17 protein-coding genes are annotated in these 19,423 nt (G+C 72.5%); 13 read left to right on the top strand and 4 right to left on the bottom strand.

Annotated features, from left to right (window positions below; all coding sequences use genetic code 11):
- The first annotated feature begins 366 nt into the window (after positions 1–366).
- From ACZ5CW_RS29395 to ACZ5CW_RS29385, 3 genes are read left to right on the top strand one after another with little or no spacing between them, the layout of a single operon-like run.
- The gene (locus tag ACZ5CW_RS29395) at positions 367–1,218 is read left to right on the top strand and encodes a DUF5819 family protein (RefSeq protein WP_468606573.1); all 852 of its coding nucleotides are present in this window, start codon (positions 367–369) and stop codon (positions 1,216–1,218) included.
- Positions 1,215–2,423 carry an HTTM domain-containing protein gene (locus ACZ5CW_RS29390; RefSeq protein ID WP_468606571.1) on the top strand — a complete coding sequence of 403 codons (1,209 nt, stop codon included), beginning with the start codon at positions 1,215–1,217 and terminating at the stop codon, positions 2,421–2,423. Before ACZ5CW_RS29395 ends, ACZ5CW_RS29390 begins: the two co-directional genes overlap by 4 nt.
- A 10-nt stretch (positions 2,424–2,433) precedes the next feature.
- The gene (locus ACZ5CW_RS29385) at positions 2,434–3,189 is read left to right on the top strand and encodes a TrmH family RNA methyltransferase (protein ID WP_468606569.1); all 756 of its coding nucleotides are present in this window, start codon (positions 2,434–2,436) and stop codon (positions 3,187–3,189) included.
- Between the two features lie 28 nt (positions 3,190–3,217).
- On the opposite strand, the gene paaN is transcribed toward ACZ5CW_RS29385, so the two are convergent.
- Positions 3,218–4,909, bottom strand: coding sequence for a phenylacetic acid degradation protein PaaN (gene paaN / locus ACZ5CW_RS29380; protein WP_468606567.1), 1,692 nt, complete (start codon positions 4,907–4,909; stop codon positions 3,218–3,220).
- Between the two features lie 159 nt (positions 4,910–5,068).
- Here paaN and ACZ5CW_RS29375 point away from each other — a divergent pair, with 159 nt between their 5' ends.
- Both ACZ5CW_RS29375 and ACZ5CW_RS29370 read left to right on the top strand, forming a co-directional pair.
- Positions 5,069–6,583, top strand: coding sequence for a 3-hydroxyacyl-CoA dehydrogenase (locus tag ACZ5CW_RS29375; RefSeq protein WP_468606565.1), 1,515 nt, complete (start codon positions 5,069–5,071; stop codon positions 6,581–6,583).
- Positions 6,580–7,167 carry a TetR/AcrR family transcriptional regulator gene (locus ACZ5CW_RS29370; RefSeq protein WP_468606563.1) on the top strand — a complete coding sequence of 196 codons (588 nt, stop codon included), beginning with the start codon at positions 6,580–6,582 and terminating at the stop codon, positions 7,165–7,167. The genes ACZ5CW_RS29375 and ACZ5CW_RS29370 overlap by 4 nt, the downstream gene beginning before the upstream one ends.
- A gap of 27 nt (positions 7,168–7,194) precedes the next feature.
- On the opposite strand, the gene ACZ5CW_RS29365 is transcribed toward ACZ5CW_RS29370, so the two are convergent.
- On the bottom strand, positions 7,195–7,677 hold the full coding sequence (locus tag ACZ5CW_RS29365; RefSeq protein WP_468606561.1) for an Lrp/AsnC family transcriptional regulator: 483 nt from the start codon (positions 7,675–7,677) through the stop codon (positions 7,195–7,197).
- A gap of 190 nt (positions 7,678–7,867) precedes the next feature.
- On the opposite strand from ACZ5CW_RS29365, the gene pdhA reads away from it, so the two are divergent.
- The 7 genes from pdhA (at position 7,868) to ACZ5CW_RS29330 (ending at position 15,826) form a co-directional block, all read left to right on the top strand.
- Complete coding sequence (gene pdhA, locus ACZ5CW_RS29360; RefSeq protein ID WP_468606559.1) at positions 7,868–9,022, top strand: pyruvate dehydrogenase (acetyl-transferring) E1 component subunit alpha; 1,155 nt, start codon at positions 7,868–7,870, stop codon at positions 9,020–9,022.
- Entirely contained in the window at positions 9,019–10,023 is a 1,005-nt protein-coding gene (locus ACZ5CW_RS29355) for an alpha-ketoacid dehydrogenase subunit beta (protein WP_468606557.1), read from the top strand. Before pdhA ends, ACZ5CW_RS29355 begins: the two co-directional genes overlap by 4 nt.
- Positions 10,023–11,360 (top strand): dihydrolipoamide acetyltransferase family protein, encoded by a 1,338-nt coding sequence (locus ACZ5CW_RS29350; RefSeq protein ID WP_468606555.1) that lies wholly within the window; start codon positions 10,023–10,025, stop codon positions 11,358–11,360. Before ACZ5CW_RS29355 ends, ACZ5CW_RS29350 begins: the two co-directional genes overlap by 1 nt.
- 57 nt (positions 11,361–11,417) lie before the next feature.
- On the top strand, positions 11,418–12,329 hold the full coding sequence (locus ACZ5CW_RS29345; RefSeq protein WP_468606553.1) for an NTP transferase domain-containing protein: 912 nt from the start codon (positions 11,418–11,420) through the stop codon (positions 12,327–12,329).
- Positions 12,326–13,678: a molybdopterin molybdotransferase MoeA gene (locus ACZ5CW_RS29340; RefSeq protein WP_468606551.1), complete on the top strand. Its 1,353-nt coding sequence runs from the start codon at positions 12,326–12,328 to the stop codon at positions 13,676–13,678. Before ACZ5CW_RS29345 ends, ACZ5CW_RS29340 begins: the two co-directional genes overlap by 4 nt.
- Positions 13,675–14,772 carry a potassium channel family protein gene (locus ACZ5CW_RS29335; RefSeq protein WP_468606549.1) on the top strand — a complete coding sequence of 366 codons (1,098 nt, stop codon included), beginning with the start codon at positions 13,675–13,677 and terminating at the stop codon, positions 14,770–14,772. The genes ACZ5CW_RS29340 and ACZ5CW_RS29335 overlap by 4 nt, the downstream gene beginning before the upstream one ends.
- 73 nt (positions 14,773–14,845) lie before the next feature.
- On the top strand, positions 14,846–15,826 hold the full coding sequence (locus tag ACZ5CW_RS29330; RefSeq protein ID WP_468606547.1) for an NAD(P)H-quinone oxidoreductase: 981 nt from the start codon (positions 14,846–14,848) through the stop codon (positions 15,824–15,826).
- Between the two features lie 16 nt (positions 15,827–15,842).
- Here the strand turns inward: ACZ5CW_RS29330 and ACZ5CW_RS29325 are convergent, their stop codons facing one another.
- Positions 15,843–16,649, bottom strand: a complete 807-nt coding sequence (locus ACZ5CW_RS29325) for a hypothetical protein (protein WP_468606545.1) — start codon at positions 16,647–16,649, stop codon at positions 15,843–15,845.
- A 174-nt stretch (positions 16,650–16,823) separates the two neighbouring features.
- Between ACZ5CW_RS29325 and ACZ5CW_RS29320 the strand changes: the two genes are divergently transcribed.
- On the top strand, positions 16,824–17,366 hold the full coding sequence (locus ACZ5CW_RS29320) for a bacterial proteasome activator family protein (protein ID WP_468606543.1): 543 nt from the start codon (positions 16,824–16,826) through the stop codon (positions 17,364–17,366).
- 130 nt (positions 17,367–17,496) lie between these two features.
- Here the strand turns inward: ACZ5CW_RS29320 and ACZ5CW_RS29315 are convergent, their stop codons facing one another.
- On the bottom strand, positions 17,497–19,128 hold the full coding sequence (locus ACZ5CW_RS29315) for a Stk1 family PASTA domain-containing Ser/Thr kinase (protein WP_468606541.1): 1,632 nt from the start codon (positions 19,126–19,128) through the stop codon (positions 17,497–17,499).
- Positions 19,129–19,423 lie beyond the last annotated feature (295 nt).

The following is a 19,423-nucleotide window of genomic DNA, read 5'->3' as shown; positions in this document are numbered from 1 at the left end:
GTGATCACTGTCCCGACCGATCGTTCGGTCCGTGCGTTATCAATGGTGTGCCGGGCCGCCGGAAGGTGTCAACCGCTGTGGAAAACTCCGCGGGCCTCCGGTGGACGATGCGCCGGACGGACCGGTCCCGGGCAGGTCAGGGCGCGCAAGGGACCCGGGCCGGGACGTGGCGCGTGGTGAGGACCACGGCCCTCGGTCCGCACCCGGGGCTGCGCCCGGTGCCCCGGGCTGAGTACCGTTCCGTGCGAACGCCGGTGTGGCGTTCGTGAATCGTGCGGCGCCCGTGGCAGGTGCCGCCCACCGAGCTGACCCACTCAGCCGAAGCGATCAGCTCGACGAATGAGTCGAAACGGGGGACGGGGCGCAATGGACGCGTACGACGAGGACTCGGGAGCCCGGCAGGGCCCGGGCGCCTTCGAGCCCTTGGAGCCGCCCGGACCGCCCGAGTCAGCCGGACCGTCCGAGAGGCCCGAACCGGCCGGACCGTCCGAGACGCCCGGGCCGTCCGAGCCGCTCAGCCGGTCCGGGGCCGGTGGGCCGGGCGGGCCCGGCCGGTCGCCGGCTTCCCCCCGTACCGGTGTCGCCGCTCTCTCCCCCCGCTACCAGGTCGGCGCCGCGCTGGCCCTCGCGGTGGTCGCCGTGGCCGCCTGTGTGCACCTGGCGATGGTGTTCCTCAGCCTCGCTCCCGCGAACACGGTGACGAAGCAGCACGGCAAGGCGATCGAGGAGTGGATCTATCCGGAGTTCGAACAGAACTGGAAGCTGTTCGCCCCGAACCCGTTGCAGCAGAACGTGGCCGTCCAGGTGCGCGCCGAGGTGCGGATGAAGGACGGCGACCTGCGCACCACCGGATGGACCGACCTCTCCGCCCTGGACGGCGACGCGATCGAGGGCAATCCGGTGCCCAGCCACACCCAGCAGAACGAGCTGCGCCGGGCCTGGGACTTCTTCGTCGCCACGCACAGCGCCGACAACCGTCCCGTGGCCCTGCGTGGCGCCCTCTCCGAGCAGTATCTGCGCCGGATCGTCGTGATGCGGCTGTACCGGGACGATCCCACCAGCAAGGAGGGAGTCATCCAGCGCGTGCAGGTCCGCTCCAGCACCACCAATGTGCCGCCGCCGAAGTGGAGCCGTGAACGGGTGTCCGACAAGCCCTTCTACCGCCTGCTGCCCTGGTGGACCGTGACGGCCGACGAGGCCGCGGGAGGCGTGCGGTGAACCGTGTCTCGCTGACCCTCTCGCGTGGCATCGCCCGCCTCACCGAGGCCGCTCTCGGCCCGTACCAGAGCGCCGTGATCCGGATCGGGTTCGCCGCGACCTGGCTGTTGTTCCTGCTGCGCGAGTTCCCGCACCGCCGGGAGCTGTACGGCCCCTCCGGCCCCTGGGGCTGGCAGCTCGCCAAGGATCTGGCGAGCGACAACCACGCCTTCAGCGCGCTGCTGTGGTCGGACGGGCGGGCCTGGTTCGAGTGCTTCTACGTGCTGGCGATCCTGGCCTGCGCGGCGCTGCTGCTCGGCTGGCGCACCCGGACCGCGTCGGTGTTGTTCATGGTGGGTGTGCTGTCACTGCAGAACCGCAGCGTCTTCATGGGCGACGGCGGCGACAACGTCCTGCACCTGATGTCCATCTACCTGCTGTTCACGCGCTGCGGTCAGGTGTGGTCCCTCGACGCGCGGCGGGCGGAGCGCCACGAGGCGGCACGCGCGCGTGGCGAGCGGGTCCCCGCCGACCGGGTGGGACCGGCGCTGTGGGCGGTGCTCGGCCTGGCGCTCGCCACCGTGACGCTGACCGGCCGGTTCGACAACGGCTGGTTGATCCCCGCGCTGCTGTGGACGGTATGGGCGGTCCTCGGTGTGTGGGGGCTCGTCGAGCGCCGGGCGAAGTCGTCCGAGCCGCGGATCCTGCTGGACGTGATCGGCAACGTCCTGCACAACGGTGCCCTGTTCGTGATCATGGCGGAGGCGTGCCTGATCTACGCCACGGCCGGCTGGTACAAGATCCAGGGCTCGCGCTGGCAGGACGGCACCGCCGTCTACTACCCGCTCCACCTGCGTTACTTCTCGCCCTGGCCCGAACTCGCCGACCTGATGTCCACCAGCGGCACGATCATGATGATCGTGACGTACGGGACGGTCATCGTGCAGGTCGCCTTCCCGTTCACCCTGCTGAACCGGCGGGCCAAGAACGTCCTGCTGGTGCTGATGATGGCCGAGCACGCGGCGATCGCGGTCGTCCTCGGCCTGCCGTTCTTCTCGCTGGCGATGATCACCGCGGACGCGGTGTTCCTGCCGACGTCGTTCCTGCGGCGGCTGGGTGATCTGGCGGCACGCGCGCGGGGGCGGATCGTCCGGCGCGGCGAGGCCACGGTGCCCCGGCCGCGCTCCCCGGAGGAGAGCACTCCCGGGCGTGTGGGGGCCGCGTAGGGTGCACCGCATGACCGACCCGCTGACCCGCTGGCGCGGGCACGCCGATGCCGCGGTGCTGCTCGACGGCTTCCACGCCCTCAAGCACGCGCTGCGCTTCGGCGCGGAGGTGCCGGTGGCGGTCACCACCGACCGGCGGGCCACGCTCGCCCTCGCCGAGGAGCTGGCCGGGGACGTACGGGACGCGCTGGACGCGCTGCTGACGGAGGTGACCGGCCCGACGTACGCCGCCCTCGTCCCGCGCCCCCATCCGACGGGGGTGGCCGCGCTCGCCGTACGGCCGTCCCGCGAGGCCAACCTGCGGGCGCTGGCCCGCACCCCCCGGACCGCCCCCGTGGTGGTGCTGGACAACCCGCGCAACCTCGGCAACGCCGGGGCCGTGATCCGGCTGGCCGCCGGCTTCGGGGCGACCGGGGTGGTCACCACGGGCACGCTCGACCCCTGGCATCCCACGGTGGTGCGCGGCGGCGCGGGCCTGCACTTCGCGACCGCCGTGGAGCGGCTCGGCGTCGACGAGCTGCCCTCCGGACCGCTGTTCGCCCTCGATCCGGAGGGCGAGGACATCCGGGGCACCGAGCTGCCCGACGACGCCGTGCTGGCGTTCGGCTCGGAGCGCAGCGGACTGTCGCAGGAGCTGCGCGCGCGTGCCGACCATCTGCTGCGGCTGCCGATGCGCCCCCAGGTCTCCAGCTACAACCTCGCCACGAGCGTGGCGATGACGCTCTACCACTGGAGTGCGACCCAGGGGGCGCATCACGCCCCCTGAGGGCGGAGCAGCGACGGGGGACGGGGCGTCACGCCTCCCGGCGGACCTCCACCACCCGGAAGCGGTTCGCCACGAACGCTCCGTCGGTGAGGGCCGCGTTCGCCGCCGGGTTGCCGCCCGACCCGTGGAAGTCGGAGAAGGCGGCGGTCTGGTTCACGTACACCCCGCCGGTCAGGTTGAGCGACAGCTGGGCGGCCTCCTCCAGGCACACCTCCTCGACGGCCTGCTCGACCTCGGTGTCGGTGGTGTAGGCGCCGACCGTCATCGCGCCCTTCTCGCGGACCGTGCGACGCAGCAGCTCCAGCGCGTCGGACACGGAGTCGACCGCGACGGCGAAGGAGACGGGGCCGAAGCACTCGCTCATGTAGGCGGCCTCGTCGTCCGGCTTGGCGCCGTCCAGCTTGACGACGACGGGGGTGCGGACGACCGCGCCGGGGAAGTCCGGGTTGGCGATCTCTCGGGAGGCGAGGGCGACCTCGCCGAGTCCGGCCGCGGCCTCGAGGCGGGCCTTGACGTCCGGGTTGACGATCGCGCCGAGCAGGGCGTTGGCACGCGCGTCGTCGCCGAGGAGGCCGTCGACCGCGCGGGCGAGGTCGGCGGTCACCTCGTCGAAGGTCCGGGGGCCCTCCTCGGTGCGGATGCCGTCCCGGGGGATCAGCAGGTTCTGCGGGGTGGTGCACATCTGGCCGCTGTACAGGGACAGCGAGAAGGCCAGGTTGGACAGCATGCCCTTGTAGTCGTCCGTGGAGTGGACGATGACCGTGTTGACGCCGGCCTTCTCCGTGTAGACCTGCGCCTGGCGGGCGTGGGTCTCCAGCCAGTCGCCGAAGGACGTCGACCCGGTGTAGTCGATGATCCTGATCTCGGGGCGGGTGGCGAGGGTCTTGGCGATGCCCTCGCCGGGGCGCTCGGCGGCCAGCGCCACCAGGTTCGGGTCGAAGCCCGCCTCGGCGAGCACCTCCCGGGCGACCTGCACGGTCAGCGCGAGCGGCAGCACCGCGCGCGGGTGCGGCTTGACCAGCACCGCGTTGCCGGTGGCCAGGGAGGCGAACAGGCCGGGGTAGCCGTTCCAGGTCGGGAAGGTGTTGCAGCCGATGACCAGGCCGATGCCCCGCGCGACCGGCGTGAACCGCTTGGTGAGGGCCAGCGGGTCCCGCTTGCCCTGGGGCTTGGTCCATTCCGCCGTGTCGGGGGTGCGGACCTGCTCCACGTACGCGTACGCCACCGCCTCCAGGCCGCGGTCCTGGGCGTGCGGGCCGCCCGCCTGGAACGCCATCATGAAGGCCTGGCCGCTGGTGTGCATGACCGCGTGCGCGAACTCGTGGGTGCGGTCGCTGATCCGCTTGAGGATCTCCACGCAGACCACCGCGCGGGTCTCGGCGCCGGCGTCGCGCCAGGCGCGCTGCCCCGCCTTCATCGCGGGCAGCAGGACGTCGATGTCCGCGTGCGGGTAGCTCACGCCCAGCTCGATGCCGTACGGCGAGACCTCGCCGCCCACCCAGTCGTCCGTGCCGGGCTGGCCGAGGTCGAGACGGGTGCCGAGCAGGGCGTCGAAGGCGGCCTTGCCCGCCCCCGCGTCCAGGCTGCCGTTCTCGCCGTAGGCCTTCGGGTGCTCGGGGTGCGGAGACCAGTACGCGCGTGTGCGGATCGCCTCCAACGCCTGGTCGAGAGTGGGCCGGTGCTTCGCGATCAGCGTGTGCGCGGTCAGTTCGGCGGCCATGCGGGACCAACTCCTCGTCTGGAGAACTCTTCGTCGAGTTCACGACCTGGCAGAAAGAGCAGCGGGACGGTGCAGTCAGAGCTAGAGTAACCGAACGATCGGTCGGGACAAGGGGGACCGCCGCATCCGTGGAAAACCCCGTGCGGGAGGATCGCGCACATGACAGCAATCGACCTCAGCAGCCCCGTGGCCGTCGTCGGCAGCGGCACCATGGGACAGGGCATCGCCCAGGTCGCGCTGGTCGCCGGCCACCCCGTGCGGCTCTACGACGCCGTCGCCGGGCGTGCCCGCGACGCGGCCGAAGCGATCGGCGCCCGCCTCGACCGGCTCGTGGAGAAGGGCCGCCTCGCCGGAACCGACCGGGATACGGCGCGCGCCCGTCTGAAGCCCGTGGACAGCCTCGCGGAACTGGCCGACTGCGCGCTGGTCGTGGAGGCGGTCCTGGAGCGGCTGGACGTCAAACAGCAGCTCTTCGGCGAGCTGGAGGAGGTCGTCGCCGAGGACTGCCTGCTCGCCACCAACACCTCCTCGTTGTCCGTGACGGCCATCGCCGGCCCGCTGCGCCACCCCGGCCGTTTCGTGGGCCTGCACTTCTTCAATCCGGCCCCGCTGCTGCCGCTGGTCGAGGTCGTCTCCGGGTTCGCCACCGACGTCACGTCGGCCACGCGTGCGTACGAGACGGCCCGCGCCTGGGGCAAGACGCCGGTGGCCTGTGCGGACACCCCCGGCTTCATCGTCAACCGCATCGCCCGGCCCTTCTACGCCGAGGCGTTCGCGGTTCACGAGGCGCAGGCCGCCGACCCGGCCACCATCGACGCGGTCCTGCGCGAGTCCGGCGGCTTCAAGATGGGCGCCTTCGAGCTGACCGACCTGATCGGGCAGGACGTCAACGAGTCGGTCACCCATTCGGTGTGGCAGTCCTTCTTCCAGGACGTGCGCTTCACGCCGTCCCTGGCCCAGCGCCGCCTGGTGGAGTCCGGCCGGCTCGGCCGCAAGACCGGACGCGGCTGGTACGACTACGCCGACGGTGCCGAGCGGCCCGAGCCGCACACCGCCGACGAGGAGCGGCCGCCCGCCCACGTCACCGCCGAGGGCGGTCTGGGACCGGCCGCGGAACTGCTCACCCTGATCCGTGAGGCGGGCATCGAGGTGCGCGAGGAGGACGAGGACCACGGCACCCGCCTGGTGCTGCCCAGCGGCGGCCAGCTGGTCCTCGCCGACGGCCAGACCTCCGTGGAGTTCCGCGACGTCGTCTACTTCGACCTCGCCCTCGACTACCGCAAGGCCACCCGCATCGCCCTGTCCGCCTGCTCCGACACCTCCCCGCAGACCCTCGCGGAGGCCACCGGCCTGTTCCAGGCGCTCGGCAAGGACGTCAGCGTCATCGGCGACGCCCCGGGCATGATCGTCGCCCGCACGGTCGCCCGGCTCATCGACCTCGCCCACGACGCCGTCGCCAAGGGCGTGGCCACCGAGGAGGACATCGACACCGCGATGCGCCTGGGCGTCAACTACCCCCTCGGCCCCTTCGAGTGGGACCGCAGGACCGGCCGCGACTTCGCCTGCGCCGTCCTGGACGAGATGCACGAGCGCGACCCCTCCGGACGCTACGCGCCCTCCCTGGCGCTCTATCGCCACGCCTACGCCACCGACAAGCGGGAGGGCACCCCATGACCACCGCCAAGCGCGACACGTACACCCCGGAGACGCTGCTCTCCGTCGCCGTGCAGGTCTTCAACGAGCGCGGCTACGACGGCACCTCCATGGAGCACCTGTCCAAGGCGGCCGGCATCTCCAAGTCGTCGATCTACCACCATGTGAGCGGCAAGGAAGAGCTGCTGCGCCGGGCGGTCAGCCGCGCCCTGGACGGTCTGTTCGCCATCCTGGGAGAGGAGCACGCGCGCGTGGGGCGGGCCGTCGACCGTCTCGAGCACGTCGTGCGGCGCATGGTCGAGGTGCTCATAGCCGAGCTGCCGTACGTGACGCTGTTGCTGCGGGTGCGCGGCAACACCGCGACCGAGCGGTGGGCGCTGGAGCGGCGCCGCGACTTCGACCACCAGGTCGCCGAGCTGCTGAAGGCGGCCGCCGCCGACGGGGACGTACGCGGTGACGTGGAGGTCCGGCTGGCCACCCGGCTGGTCTTCGGGATGATCAACTCCATCGTGGAGTGGTACCGGCCGGACGCGCGCGGCGCCAGCGACCGAGAGGTGGCCGACGCGGTGGTCCGGCTGGTCTTCGCCGGCCTGCGCGAGGGCTGACGCCGGCCTTCCGCGCCGGCTCCCGCCTCAGTCGTCCGGCTCCAGGTCCTCCTCCTCGAACACCAGCAGCGTGCGGGTGCTGAGCACCTCGGGGATGGCCTGGAGCCGGGTGAGCACCAGCTCGCGCAGCGCCCTGTTGTCGGGTGTGTGCACCAGCAGCAGCACGTCGAAATCGCCGCCCACGAGGGCGATGTGGGAGGCGCCGGGCAGCTGTCTGAGCCGTTCGCGGACCGTGCGCCAGGAGTTCTGGACGATCTTCAGCGTGATGTACGCCGACGTGCCGTGCCCCGCGCGCTCGTGGTCCACGCGCGCGCTGAAACCCCGGATCACGCCGTCCTCGACGAGACGGTTGATGCGCGCGTAGGCGTTGGCGCGCGAGACGTGGACGCGTTCGGCCACGGACCGTATCGAGGCGCGGCCGTCCGCCTGGAGGATCTTCAGGATGTCCTGATCGATGGCGTCCAGGGGACGCGGCGGCGGAAGGGTGCCGTCCTGTGGCCGGTCGGCCATTTGTTCAGCTTCCATGTCCCCCCGCTCTGCCGCTGTGGACGTCCTGCATTCATTCCAGGCTGTGCAGAACCGTTTGTCCACAGCCTGAAGGGGCCTGTAGCCAAAATGTGCCAACGACCGAACAATCGGTAGGTGAGGCGGGTCACAGCCGACACGCCTCCCGTAGCCGCTCCCACGAGGAGGTGCCGTCATGACGGTTCTGGAGCAGCGGGGCGCGTACCGGCCTTCGCCGCCGCCCGCCTGGCAGCCCCGTATGGACCCCGCGCCGCTGCTGCCCGACGCCGAGCCCTACCGCGTCCTCGGTACGGAGGCGGCCGCCAAGGCCGACCCGGACCTGCTGCGCCGGCTGTACACCCAGCTGGTGCGCGGCCGCCGGTACAACACGCAGGCCACGGCGTTGACCAAGCAGGGCCGTCTCGCCGTCTACCCCTCCAGCACCGGTCAGGAGGCCTGCGAGGTCGCCGCGGCACTGGCCCTCGAGGAGCGCGACTGGCTCTTCCCCAGCTATCGCGACACCCTCGCCGTCGTCGCCCGGGGCGTCGACCCGGTGGAGACCCTCACCCTGCTGCGCGGTGACTGGCACAGCGGCTACGACCCCTACACCCACCGCGTGGCCCCCCTCAGCACCCCGCTGGCCACCCAGCTCCCGCACGCCGTCGGCCTCGCCCACGCCGCCCGCCTCAAGGGCGACGACGTGGTGGCGCTCGCCATGGTCGGCGACGGCGGCACCAGCGAGGGCGACTTCCACGAGGCCCTGAACTTCGCCGCCGTCTGGCAGGCACCGGTCGTCTTCCTGGTGCAGAACAACGGCTTCGCCATCTCCGTCCCGCTCGCCAAGCAGACCGCCGCGCCCTCCCTGGCCCACAAGGCCGTCGGGTACGGCATGCCGGGCCGGCTGGTCGACGGCAACGACGCGGCGGCCGTGCACGAGGTGCTCAGCGACGCCGTACGGCACGCGCGGGCGGGCGGCGGCCCCACCCTGGTGGAGGCGGTGACGTACCGCATCGAGGCCCACACCAACGCCGACGACGCCACCCGCTACCGCGGCGACGCCGAGGTCGAGGCCTGGCGCGCACACGACCCGATCCGGCTGCTGGAGCAGGAGCTGACCACCCGCGGACTGCTCGACGAGGCCGGTGTCGAGGCCGCCCGGCAGGACGCGGAGACGATGGCGGCCGACCTGCGCGAGCGCATGAACCGCGACCCCGAACTCGACCCCATGGACCTCTTCGACCACGTCTACGCCGAGACCACCGCCCAACTGCGTGAACAGCGCGCCCTGTTGCGGGCCGAGCTGGAAGCCGAGCGGGAGCAGCACGGCGAGCCGGAAGGCGGCGCCCGATGACCACCGTCGCCGTCAAGCCCGCCACCATGGCGCAGGCCCTCACGCGCGCGATGCGCGACGCGATGGCCGCCGACCCCACCGTGCACGTCATGGGCGAGGACGTCGGCACCCTCGGCGGTGTCTTCCGCGTCACCGACGGCCTCGCCAAGGAGTTCGGCGAGGACCGCTGCACCGACACCCCGCTCGCCGAGGCCGGCATCCTCGGCACCGCCGTCGGCATGGCCATGTACGGCCTGCGCCCGGTGGTGGAGATGCAGTTCGACGCCTTCGCCTACCCGGCGTTCGAGCAGCTGATCAGCCATGTCTCCCGGATGCGCAACCGCACGCGCGGGAAGATGCCGCTGCCGATCACCGTCCGCGTCCCCTACGGCGGCGGCATCGGCGGCGTCGAGCACCACAGCGACTCCTCCGAGGCCTACTACATGGCCACCCCGGGCCTGCACGTCGTCACGCCCGCGACGGTCGCCGACGCCTACGGGCTGCTGCGCCAGGCCATCGCCTCGGACGACCCGGTCGTCTTCCTGGAGCCCAAGCGGCTGTACTGGTCGAAGGACTCCTGGAACCCCGAGCACCCGACGGATGTCGAACCCATCGGGCGGGCGATGGTCCGGCGGCCCGGACGCAGTGCCACGCTCATCACCTACGGCCCGTCCGTGCCGGTCTGCCTGGAGGCCGCCGAGGCCGCGCAGGCGGAGGGCTGGGACCTGGAGGTCCTCGACCTGCGGTCCCTGGTGCCGTTCGACGACGAGACGGTCTGCGCGGCCGTGCGGCGCACCGGACGCGCGGTCGTCGTCCACGAGGCCACCGGGTTCGGTGGTCCGGGCGGCGAGATCGCGGCCCGTGTCACCGAGCGCTGCTTCCACCACCTGGAGGCGCCGGTGCTGCGCGTGGCCGGGTTCGACGTCCCCTATCCGCCGCCCATGCTGGAGCGGCACCACCTGCCCGGTGTCGACCGCATCCTGGACGCCGTGGCGCGGCTGCAGTGGGAGGCCGAGAGCTGATGGCACAGGTGCTGGAGTTCAAGCTTCCCGACCTCGGTGAAGGTCTCACCGAGGCCGAGATCGTCCGCTGGCTGGTGCAGGTCGGTGACGTGGTCGCCATCGACCAGCCGGTCGTCGAGGTCGAGACGGCCAAGGCGATGGTCGAGGTTCCCTGCCCCTACGGCGGTGTGGTCACCGCCCGCTTCGGCGAGGAGGGCGCGGAACTTCCCGTCGGGGCACCCCTGTTGACGGTGGCCGTGGGTGAACCGGCGGCGGAGCCGGAGGGATCCGGCAACGTCCTGGTCGGATACGGCACCTCCGAGGCGCCGACGCGGCGTCGCAGGGTGCGGTCGACGGCTCCCGCGAACGGGCAGGTGAAGCAGCCCGCCCCGACACCGCCCGCCCCGACACCGCCCGCCCCGACACCGCCGGTCACGGCACCGCCGGTCCCGGTACCGGCCGTGCCCGCCGCCGGCCCGGTCCCCGTGATCTCCCCGCTGGTGCGCCGGCTCGCCCGGGACAACGGCCTCGACCTGAGGCAGCTGTCCGGTTCGGGACCCGACGGGCTGATCCTGCGGGCCGACGTCGAAGAGGCCCTGCGGGCCGAGACTGTGCCCGCCCCCGCCCCCGCGGCCGAGAAACCGGCCGGCGGTGTCTCCCCCGTCCGCGACGGCTTGCGCGTCCCCCTCAAGGGCGTCCGTGGCGCCGTGGCCGACAAGCTCTCCCGCAGTCGTCGGGAGATCCCGGACGCGACCTGCTGGGTCGACGCCGACGCCACCGAACTCATGCGGGCGCGGGCCGCCATGAACGCGTCCGGAGCACCGAAGATCTCCCTGCTCGCGCTGCTCGCCCGTGTCTGCACCGCCGCCCTCGCCCGGTTCCCCGAACTGAACTCCTACGTCGACACCGAGGCCCGTGAGGTCGTGCGGCTCGAGCACGTGCACCTCGGATTCGCCGCGCAGACCGAGCGCGGGCTGGTCGTGCCGGTCGTCCGGGACGCCCACGCGCGCGACGCGGAGTCGCTGACCGCCGAGTTCGCCCGGCTCACCGAGGCCGCCCGCACCGGGACGCTGACTCCCGGGGAACTCACCGGCGGCACGTTCACGTTGAACAACTACGGCGTCTTCGGCGTCGACGGCTCCACGCCGATCATCAACCACCCCGAGGCGGCCATGCTCGGCGTCGGCCGCATCGTCCCCAAGCCCTGGGTGCACGAGGGCGAGCTGGCGGTGCGACAGGTCGTCCAGCTCTCGCTCACCTTCGACCACCGGGTCTGCGACGGCGGCACGGCGGGCGGTTTCCTCAGGTACGTGGCGGACTGCGTGGAACAGCCGGCGGTGCTCCTGCGCACGCTGTGACCCACCGGCCCGCGAGGAGGGGCCGACAGGACATGGCCCGCAGGACATACTCGGGGGGTGACCGACAACGCTCCCGCCGCACCCGGGACCGCCGTGCCGTACGACGCCGTCGTGCTGGCCGGTGGTGCCGCCCGGCGGCTCGGCGGGGCCGACAAGCCCGGTGTGCGGGTCGGGGGCCGGGCGCTCCTCGACCGGGTGCTCGCGGCCTGTGCGGGCGCCCGGGCGACCGTCGTCGTCGCCGCCCCCCGGCCCACCGCACGGCCGGTGCGCTGGGCATGTGAGGAACCGCCCGGTGCCGGCCCGGTGGCCGCGCTGGCGGCCGGGCTGCGGCTCACCACGGCCGAGCACGCCGTCGTGCTCTCCGCCGACCTGCCCTTCCTCGAGCAGGCCACCCTCGAGCGTCTGCTGGGCGCCCTGCGGGACTCCGGAGCCGACGGCGCGCTGCTCACCGACGCCGAGGGCCGCGACCAGCCGCTCGTGGCCGCCTATCGCAGCGCCGCGCTGCACAGCGAGCTGACCGCCCTCGCCACCGCGCACGACGGCCTGACCGGACTGCCCCTGCGCCGGCTGACCGGCGCTCTCCGACTCACCCGCGTCCCGGACCCGCTCGCGTCCTTCGACTGCGACACCTGGGACGACATAGCCGACGCCAGGGCGCGCATCAGGGAGCATGGGCACGTGTTGGATGAATGGATCTCCGCAGTCAAGGACGAACTGGGCATCGAGCTGGACGTCGACACCGGCGTCCTGCTGGATCTGGCCCGGGACGCCGCGCACGGCGTGGCCCGTCCCGCCGCCCCGCTGACCACCTTCCTCGTCGGCTATGCCGCGGCCCAGGGCCAGGGAGGCCCCGAGGCCGTCGCCGAGGCCGCCCGCAAGGCCGCCGCGCTGGCCCTGCGCTGGGAGGAAGAGAACAGCGTGGCCACGGAGGGCAAGAGCGGGGGCCCGAGCGCCCCGGACGCCGGATGACCGCCCCCGAAACCCGGTCCGCGTCCACCGTGGACGGCGACGACCTCGACGTCGAGGAGGCCCTGGCCCTGGTGAGGGTACCCAAGGACGACAGCGCCGGCCCCCGGCGCCGGCCCCCGGCGGACGGGACCGGCAGGCCCGAGCGGCACCGAGCCACCCCCTGGACGCGGGCCCGCGAGATCGCCGCCCGCGCCGCGCGCTCCGGCGTCCGCCGCGCCCCCGTCTCCGTGCCGCTCGGTGACGCCCTCGGACTGGTCCTGGCAGCCCCCCTCGACGCGCTCACCGACCTGCCTTCCTTCGACACCTCCGCGATGGACGGCTGGGCGGTCGCCGGGCCCGGCCCCTGGGAGGTGCGCGCGGAGGGCGTACTCGCCGGGCACGCGCAGCCCGAGCCGCTCACCGACGGCGAAGCGGTACGCATCGCGACCGGCGCCCGCATCCCCACCGACACCACCGCCGTCCTGCGCACCGAGCACGGCCGTACGGACGCCCAGGGCCGGCTGCACGCCACACGCGACCTCGCGCACGGCCAGGACATCCGCCCGCGCGGCCAGGAGTGCCGCAACGGCGACCAGCTGCTGCCCGTCGGCACCCTGGTCACCCCCGCCGTGCTGGGTCTCGCCGCGGCGGCCGGATACGACACGGTCACCGCCGTACCCCGGCCCCGTGCCGAAGTGCTGGTCCTCGGTGACGAGTTGCTGACCGACGGCCTTCCGCACGACGGCCTGATCCGGGACGCGCTCGGCCCCATGCTCCCGCCCTGGCTGCGCGCGCTCGGCGCCGACGTCGTCGCGGTGCGCCGGATCGGCGACGACGCGCGGGCCCTGCGCAAGGCGGTCACCGGGTCCGGCGCCGACCTGATCCTCACCACGGGCGGCACCGCCGCCGGACCCGTCGACCACGTCCATCCCATCCTGGAACGCATCGGCGCCGAACTCCTCGTGGACGGCGTCAAGGTGCGTCCCGGCCACCCCATGCTGCTCGCCCGGACCAGGGACGACCAGCACCTCGTCGGCCTGCCCGGGAACCCCCTCGCGGCCGTCTCCGGTCTGCTCACGCTCGCCGAGCCGCTGCTGCGAACCCTCGCCGCCCGCCCCGCCCCGGAGCCGTACACGCTGCCGCTCAGGGACGCGGTGCAGGGGCATCCCCACGACACCCGGCTCGTCCCCGTGGTGCTGCGCGGCGACCGTGCCGTACCGCTGCACTACAACGGCCCGGCCATGCTCCGAGGCATCGCCGCCGCCGACGCCCTGGCCGTCGTACCGCCGGGCGGCGCCCGGCAGGGCGAGGAGGCGGAACTGCTGGACCTGCCGTGGGCGGCCGCCGGGATCGGGGTGTGTTTCACGTGAAACTTCCGGGCCATGACGCCATCGCCCGCCAGGCGGGCGAGCACCTCGTGACCCATCGGGTGAAACTCCCGAGGAAAGTGGTGGAGCGCCCGATCCGCCAGGTCGTCAAACGGCTGGCCATGGCCCTGGCGGTACTGGTCGCCACCGCGTTGATCGTCTACGTCGACCGGGACGGCTACAACGACAACTCCGACGGCTCGGTCGACTTCCTCGACGCGTTCTACTACGCGACCGTCACCCTCTCCACCACCGGATACGGCGACATCACCCCGGTCAGCGACGGTGCCCGGCTGACCAACATCTTCGTCATCACGCCCCTGCGCGTGCTGTTCCTGATCATCCTGGTCGGCACCACGCTGGAGGTCCTCACGGAACGCACCCGGGAGGAATGGCGCATGAACCGCTGGAGGTCCACCTTGCGTGACCACACCGTCGTCATCGGCTTCGGCACCAAGGGCCGGTCGGCCATCCAGACCGTCTGCGCGACCGGCCTGAAGAAGGAACAGGTCGTCGTCGTCGACCCCAGCTCCAAGGCCATAGACACGGCGACCGCGGAGGGCTTCGCGGGAGTCATAGGCGACGCCACCCGCAGTGACGTGCTCAAGCGTGCCGAGGTGCACAAGGCGCGGCAGATCATCGTCGCCCCGCAGCGCGACGACACCTCCGTCCTCGTCACCCTGACCGCCCGCCAGCTCAACCGCAGCGCGAAGATCGTGGCCGCCGTCCGCGAGGAGGAGAACGCCCCGCTGCTCAAGCAGTCCGGCGCCGACGCCGTCATCACCAGCTCCGGCGCGGCCGGCCGGCTGCTCGGCCTCTCGGTGCTCAGCCCGGCGGCCGGCATGGTCATGGAGGACCTGATCCAGCAGGGCAGCGGCCTGGACATCGTCGAACGCCCGGTCGTCCGCGGCGAGGTGGGCAGGACACCGCGCGAGACGGACGACCTCGTCGTCAGCATCGTCCGCGGACACCGGGTGCTCGGCTACGACGATCCGTCCATCGGCACCCTTCAGTTGACGGACCGTCTGATCACCATCGTGCGCGCCACACCGGGCGCCCAGGTCGCCCCGCACCCCCGGCCGCTGCCCCACGACTGACGGAACGGCCACGGGAACCGGGGAGGGCGGGGCTGCCCCGGAGACGGCACCCGCGGGGAGTAGCGTCGCGTGCATGCATGCGATCACGATTCCCGAACCTGGCGGTCCCGAGGCGCTGGTGTGGGCGGAGGTCCCCGATCCGGCGCCCGGCGAGGGCGAGGTGCTGGTCGAGGTGGTGGCCAGCGCCGCCAACCGTGCCGACGTCCTGCAGCGGCAGGGCTTCTACAACCCGCCGCCCGGCGCCTCTCCCTACCCCGGCCTGGAGTGCTCCGGCAGGATCGCCGCGGTCGGCTCAGGAGTGTCCGGCTGGGCCGTCGGTGACGAGGTGTGCGCGCTGCTCGCCGGCGGTGGCTACGCCGAGAAGGTCGCCGTACCGGCCGGACAGCTGCTGCCCGTGCCGGAGGGTGTCGACCTGCGCCGGGCGGCCGCGCTGCCCGAGGTGGTCTGCACCGTGTGGTCCAACGTGTTCATGGTCGCGCACCTGCGCCCCGGCGAGACACTGCTGGTGCACGGTGGCTCCAGCGGTATCGGCACCATGGCGATCCAGCTCGCCAAGGCCGTCGGCGCCAAGGTCGCGGTGACCGCGGGGACCAAGGAGAAGCTGGACCACTGCGCCGAGCTGGGCGCGGACGTCCTCATCAACTACCGCGAGCAGGACTTCGTCGCCGAGATCCAGCGGGCCACCGACGGCGCCGGTGCCGATGTCATCCTCGACAACATGGGCGCCAAGTACCTGGACCGCAACGTCCAGGCCCTCGCCGTCAACGGACGCCTCGCGATCATCGGCATGCAGGGGGGCGTGAAGGGCGAGCTGAACATCGGCACGCTGCTGAACAAGCGGGCCGCGATCAGCGCGACCTCGCTGCGCGCCCGCCCGCTCGGCGAGAAGGCGGCCATCGTGGCGGCCGTGCGCGAGCACGTGTGGCCGCTGCTCACCGCCGGGCACGTCCGCCCGGTCGTGGACCGCGAGCTGCCGATGCCGGAGGCGGCCGAGGCGCACCGGGTGCTGGAGGCGAGCGGCCACATCGGCAAGGTGCTGCTGGTCGCGCCGTAGCGGGGCGCGGGGCGGGTCAGCTCCTGCGGAGCCTGAAGCCCAGGAGCGCCAGCCCGAGACCCAGGCCGATGAGGACCAGCCCGCTGCCCAGCGGAAGGATCCGCAGAACCGGCTCGGTGGGGGCTTCGCCCTGCTGGACGGGGCGCTGGGCGGTGGGCAGCGGGGAGTGCGTGGGCTCCAGACCGGCCTCCTCGGGCGGCTGGGAGGCGCCCGGGACGTCCGTGGTCTCCGGTTCCTCCGGCCGGTCGGCGGTGCCGGGAGGCCGGGTGGGCGCGGTGTCGTCGTCGCCTTCCACCGCGGCCGCCGGGCCGTCCGGCCGTCCCGGCCGCATCCTGCCCTCACCGGCCCGGCTCCCCGCCCGCGACGGCTCGGCGACGGGGCGGGCGGGGCGGACCGAGGCGGAGGAGGGGGAAGCGGAGCCAGGCGGGATGGGGACGGCCCACGTACCGGGGGTGGGGGACTCCTGGTGCGGCCGCCCCGGGTCCGGACGGTCGGGGTGCTCGTGCCCGGGACGCTCCGGGCCCTCGCGGCCCTGCTGGTCCGACTGATCCTGCTGGTCCGACCGGTCCTGCTGGTCCGACCGGTCCTGCTGGTCCGACCGGCCCTGCTGGTCCGACTCATCCGACTCGGCCGACTCATCTGAATGAGCCGAGTGAGCCGACTGAGCCGGGCGTCCGCCGTTCGCCGGGGGTGCCCGGTCGGGCTCGGCGGCGTACGCGAGCGCGGTGCCGTACAGGGTGACGACGCTGCAGAGCGGCAGGGCCGCAGTCAGCAGGAGCAGCAGCCGTACGCAGCGGAGCGTGAGCCGTAGCCATGAAGTCACGTCGGTGACCTCCCGGATCCCAGGTGCCGTGACCGATGGAAAACCGACGCAGATAAGCCTCACATTCAATGATGTACCGGGCATTTCGGGTTGGTCCGATGGGGCTAAACGGTGGATCAACCCCCTGAGGGGGCACGACGGTGATGAGGTGTACGCGTGCGAGAGAATGGCGGCATGGAGATGCCGAGGAACGAACGGTCGCCGGAGAATCCCCAGATCCTGGTCGTGGGCCAGGACGGCATGGCGATTGGTGGCGGCGGAGACGAGGACTCCCGCGAGATTCCGGTGACGGAGCAGGTCGAGCAGCCGGCCAAGGTGATGCGGATCGGCAGCATGATCAAGCAGCTCCTGGAGGAGGTGCGCGTGGCTCCCCTGGACGAGGCGAGCCGGGCCCGGCTCAAGGAGATCCACCGCAGCTCGGTGAAGGAGCTGGAGGACGGCCTGGCCCCGGAGCTGGTCGAGGAGCTGGAGCGGCTGTCCCTGCCGTTCACCGACGAGGCGACCCCGAGCGACGCGGAACTGCGGATCGCGCAGGCGCAGTTGGTGGGCTGGCTGGAGGGTCTCTTCCACGGGATCCAGACGACGCTGTTCGCCCAGCAGATGGCCGCGCGGGCCCAGTTGGAGCAGATGCGCCGCGCGCTCCCGCCGGGCGTGAGCGGTCACGAGGGCGGCGACGACCCCCGCGCCGCCGGCCGCTCGGGCGGGCCGTACCTGTAAGCGGCCGTTTCCGTGAGCGAGCCGGCTCTGTGAGGGCCGGTCTTCCAAGACGTCCACGCGACTGAACCAAAGCCATGCGAAAGGGCCCGGCGGACGGCCGCCGGGCCCTTTCGCATGCGGACGGCGGGGGTTACTGGGGCTCGCCCGTCGAGACGCTCAGCTCGATCTTGCCGAGGTCCTTGGGGGCGACATCCGTGTCCTCGGAGGGGAACTGGTCGATGACGGTGTCCTTGCCCCAGGTGTTCTCGTTCACCTTCTTGATGTCCCAGTCCCAGCCGGCGGCCCGCAGGCACTCCTTCACGGAGTTGATGTCCTTGTAGCGGAAGTCGGGCAGCTGGATCTTGTTCGGATCGTCGTAGGACTCGTCCGGGTCCGTGCACTTGTCCTTCTCGATCCGCCGAGAGGGATCCGGACCGCGGTAGCCCGCCTTGTGGGAGGCGGACTGCGAGGCGGTCGCGCCGCCGCTGCCGCCCTCGTCGTCGCCGTTGTCGCGCAGTGTCAGCGCGACGACCAGGCCGACGACCACGACGAGCGCCACCGCGACCGAGCCGATGATCACCGGCTTGTTGCTCTTGCCGCCGCCGCTGCCGGAGGGCTGCCCGCCCGGCTGGGGCGAGATCGTGTACGGCGGCGGGGTCGCGGCGGCCTGCGGGCCGTAACCGACCGGGGGTGTCTGGTAGCCGCCCTGCTGCGGGTAGCCGTAGCCCGGGGCCGGGGTGGGCGCGGGGGTCTGAGGGCCGTACGGATTCGGCTGGTACGGCGTCTGCAGCGGCCCGGTGGGCGGCGGGGTCGCCTGGCCGACCGGCGGGAACACCGCGGAGCCGACGCCCGAGCCGCTCTGCACCGGCCCGGAGCCCGGCACGATGCTCGGCGCACCCGGCTGGACGGAGGCGGCGACGCGCAGGCACTCGGTGCGCATGGCCTCGGCGGTGGGGAAACGCTCGTTCGGGTTCTTCTTCAGCGCGCGGGCGACCAGCGCGTCCACCGCGGGCGGCAGCGCGCGGTTGATGGAGGAGGGAGCCACCGGCTCCTCCTGCACATGCGCGTACGCGATCGCCAGCGGGGAGTCGGCGTCGAACGGCAGTCGCCCGGTGACCAGCTGGAACAGCATGATGCCGACCGAGTACAGGTCGGAGCGGGCGTCGACGCCGCGGCCGAGGGCCTGCTCCGGGGAGAGGTACTGCGGGGTGCCGACGACCATGCCGGTCTGGGTCATCGAGGTGACGCCGGACTGCATGGCGCGGGCGATGCCGAAGTCCATGACCTTCACGACACCGCGCTTGGTCATCATCACGTTGCCGGGCTTGATGTCGCGGTGGACCAGCCCCATCTCGTGGCTGATCTCCAGCGCCGCCAGCACATCGGCGGTGATCTTCAGCGCCTTGTCGGCGGGCATCGCGCCGTACTGGCGGATGTCCTCCTCCAGCACCGAGCCCAGCGGGCGGCCCTCGACGTACTCCATGACGATGTACGGCGTCGCCGTGCCGCTCAGATCGTCCTCGCCGGTGTCGAAGACGGACACGATGTTGGTGTGCGTGAGCTTGGCCACGGCCTGCGCCTCACGACGGAAGCGCTCGCGGAAGGCCTGCTCCTGGCCGAGCGTGGTGTGCAGCGTCTTGATCGCGACCTGGCGGTCCAGCACGGCGTCGTACGCCAGGTGCACCGAGGCCATGCCGCCCTCGCCGAGCAAGTCACGCAGCTGGTACCGGCCCCCGGCCAGCGCCTGCCCCGCGTACCGGCCGTGTGCGCCGTCCTGGCTCATCTCTCCGCGTCCCCCACTGGCCGTCCGGCGCCGTCGACCAGCGAACAGGCCTTGATCGAATGTGTCATTCCCGGCCAAGTCTGCCCGAGGGCACCGACACGTCAAGCTCGGTGCCCGTTCCGTGACCGTACGCGAAAGAAGCGTCGCGGAAGCGTTACGCCGGCCGTACCACCGGTGCACAGAATTTGCACGAGAGCGCGTGCTAGAGGTTTCATGACCGGTCCGGTCTCGGGCCGGCCCCGGTTCCGGATCCGGACCGGAGGCCACCGGGAAGGCTGTAGCGTGGCCGACGGAG

It is taken from the genome of Streptomyces sp. NPDC031379, assembly GCF_055569615.1.
The sequence above is the reverse complement of the archived record's forward strand: the minus strand, read 5'-3'. Positions and strand labels throughout refer to the sequence as shown.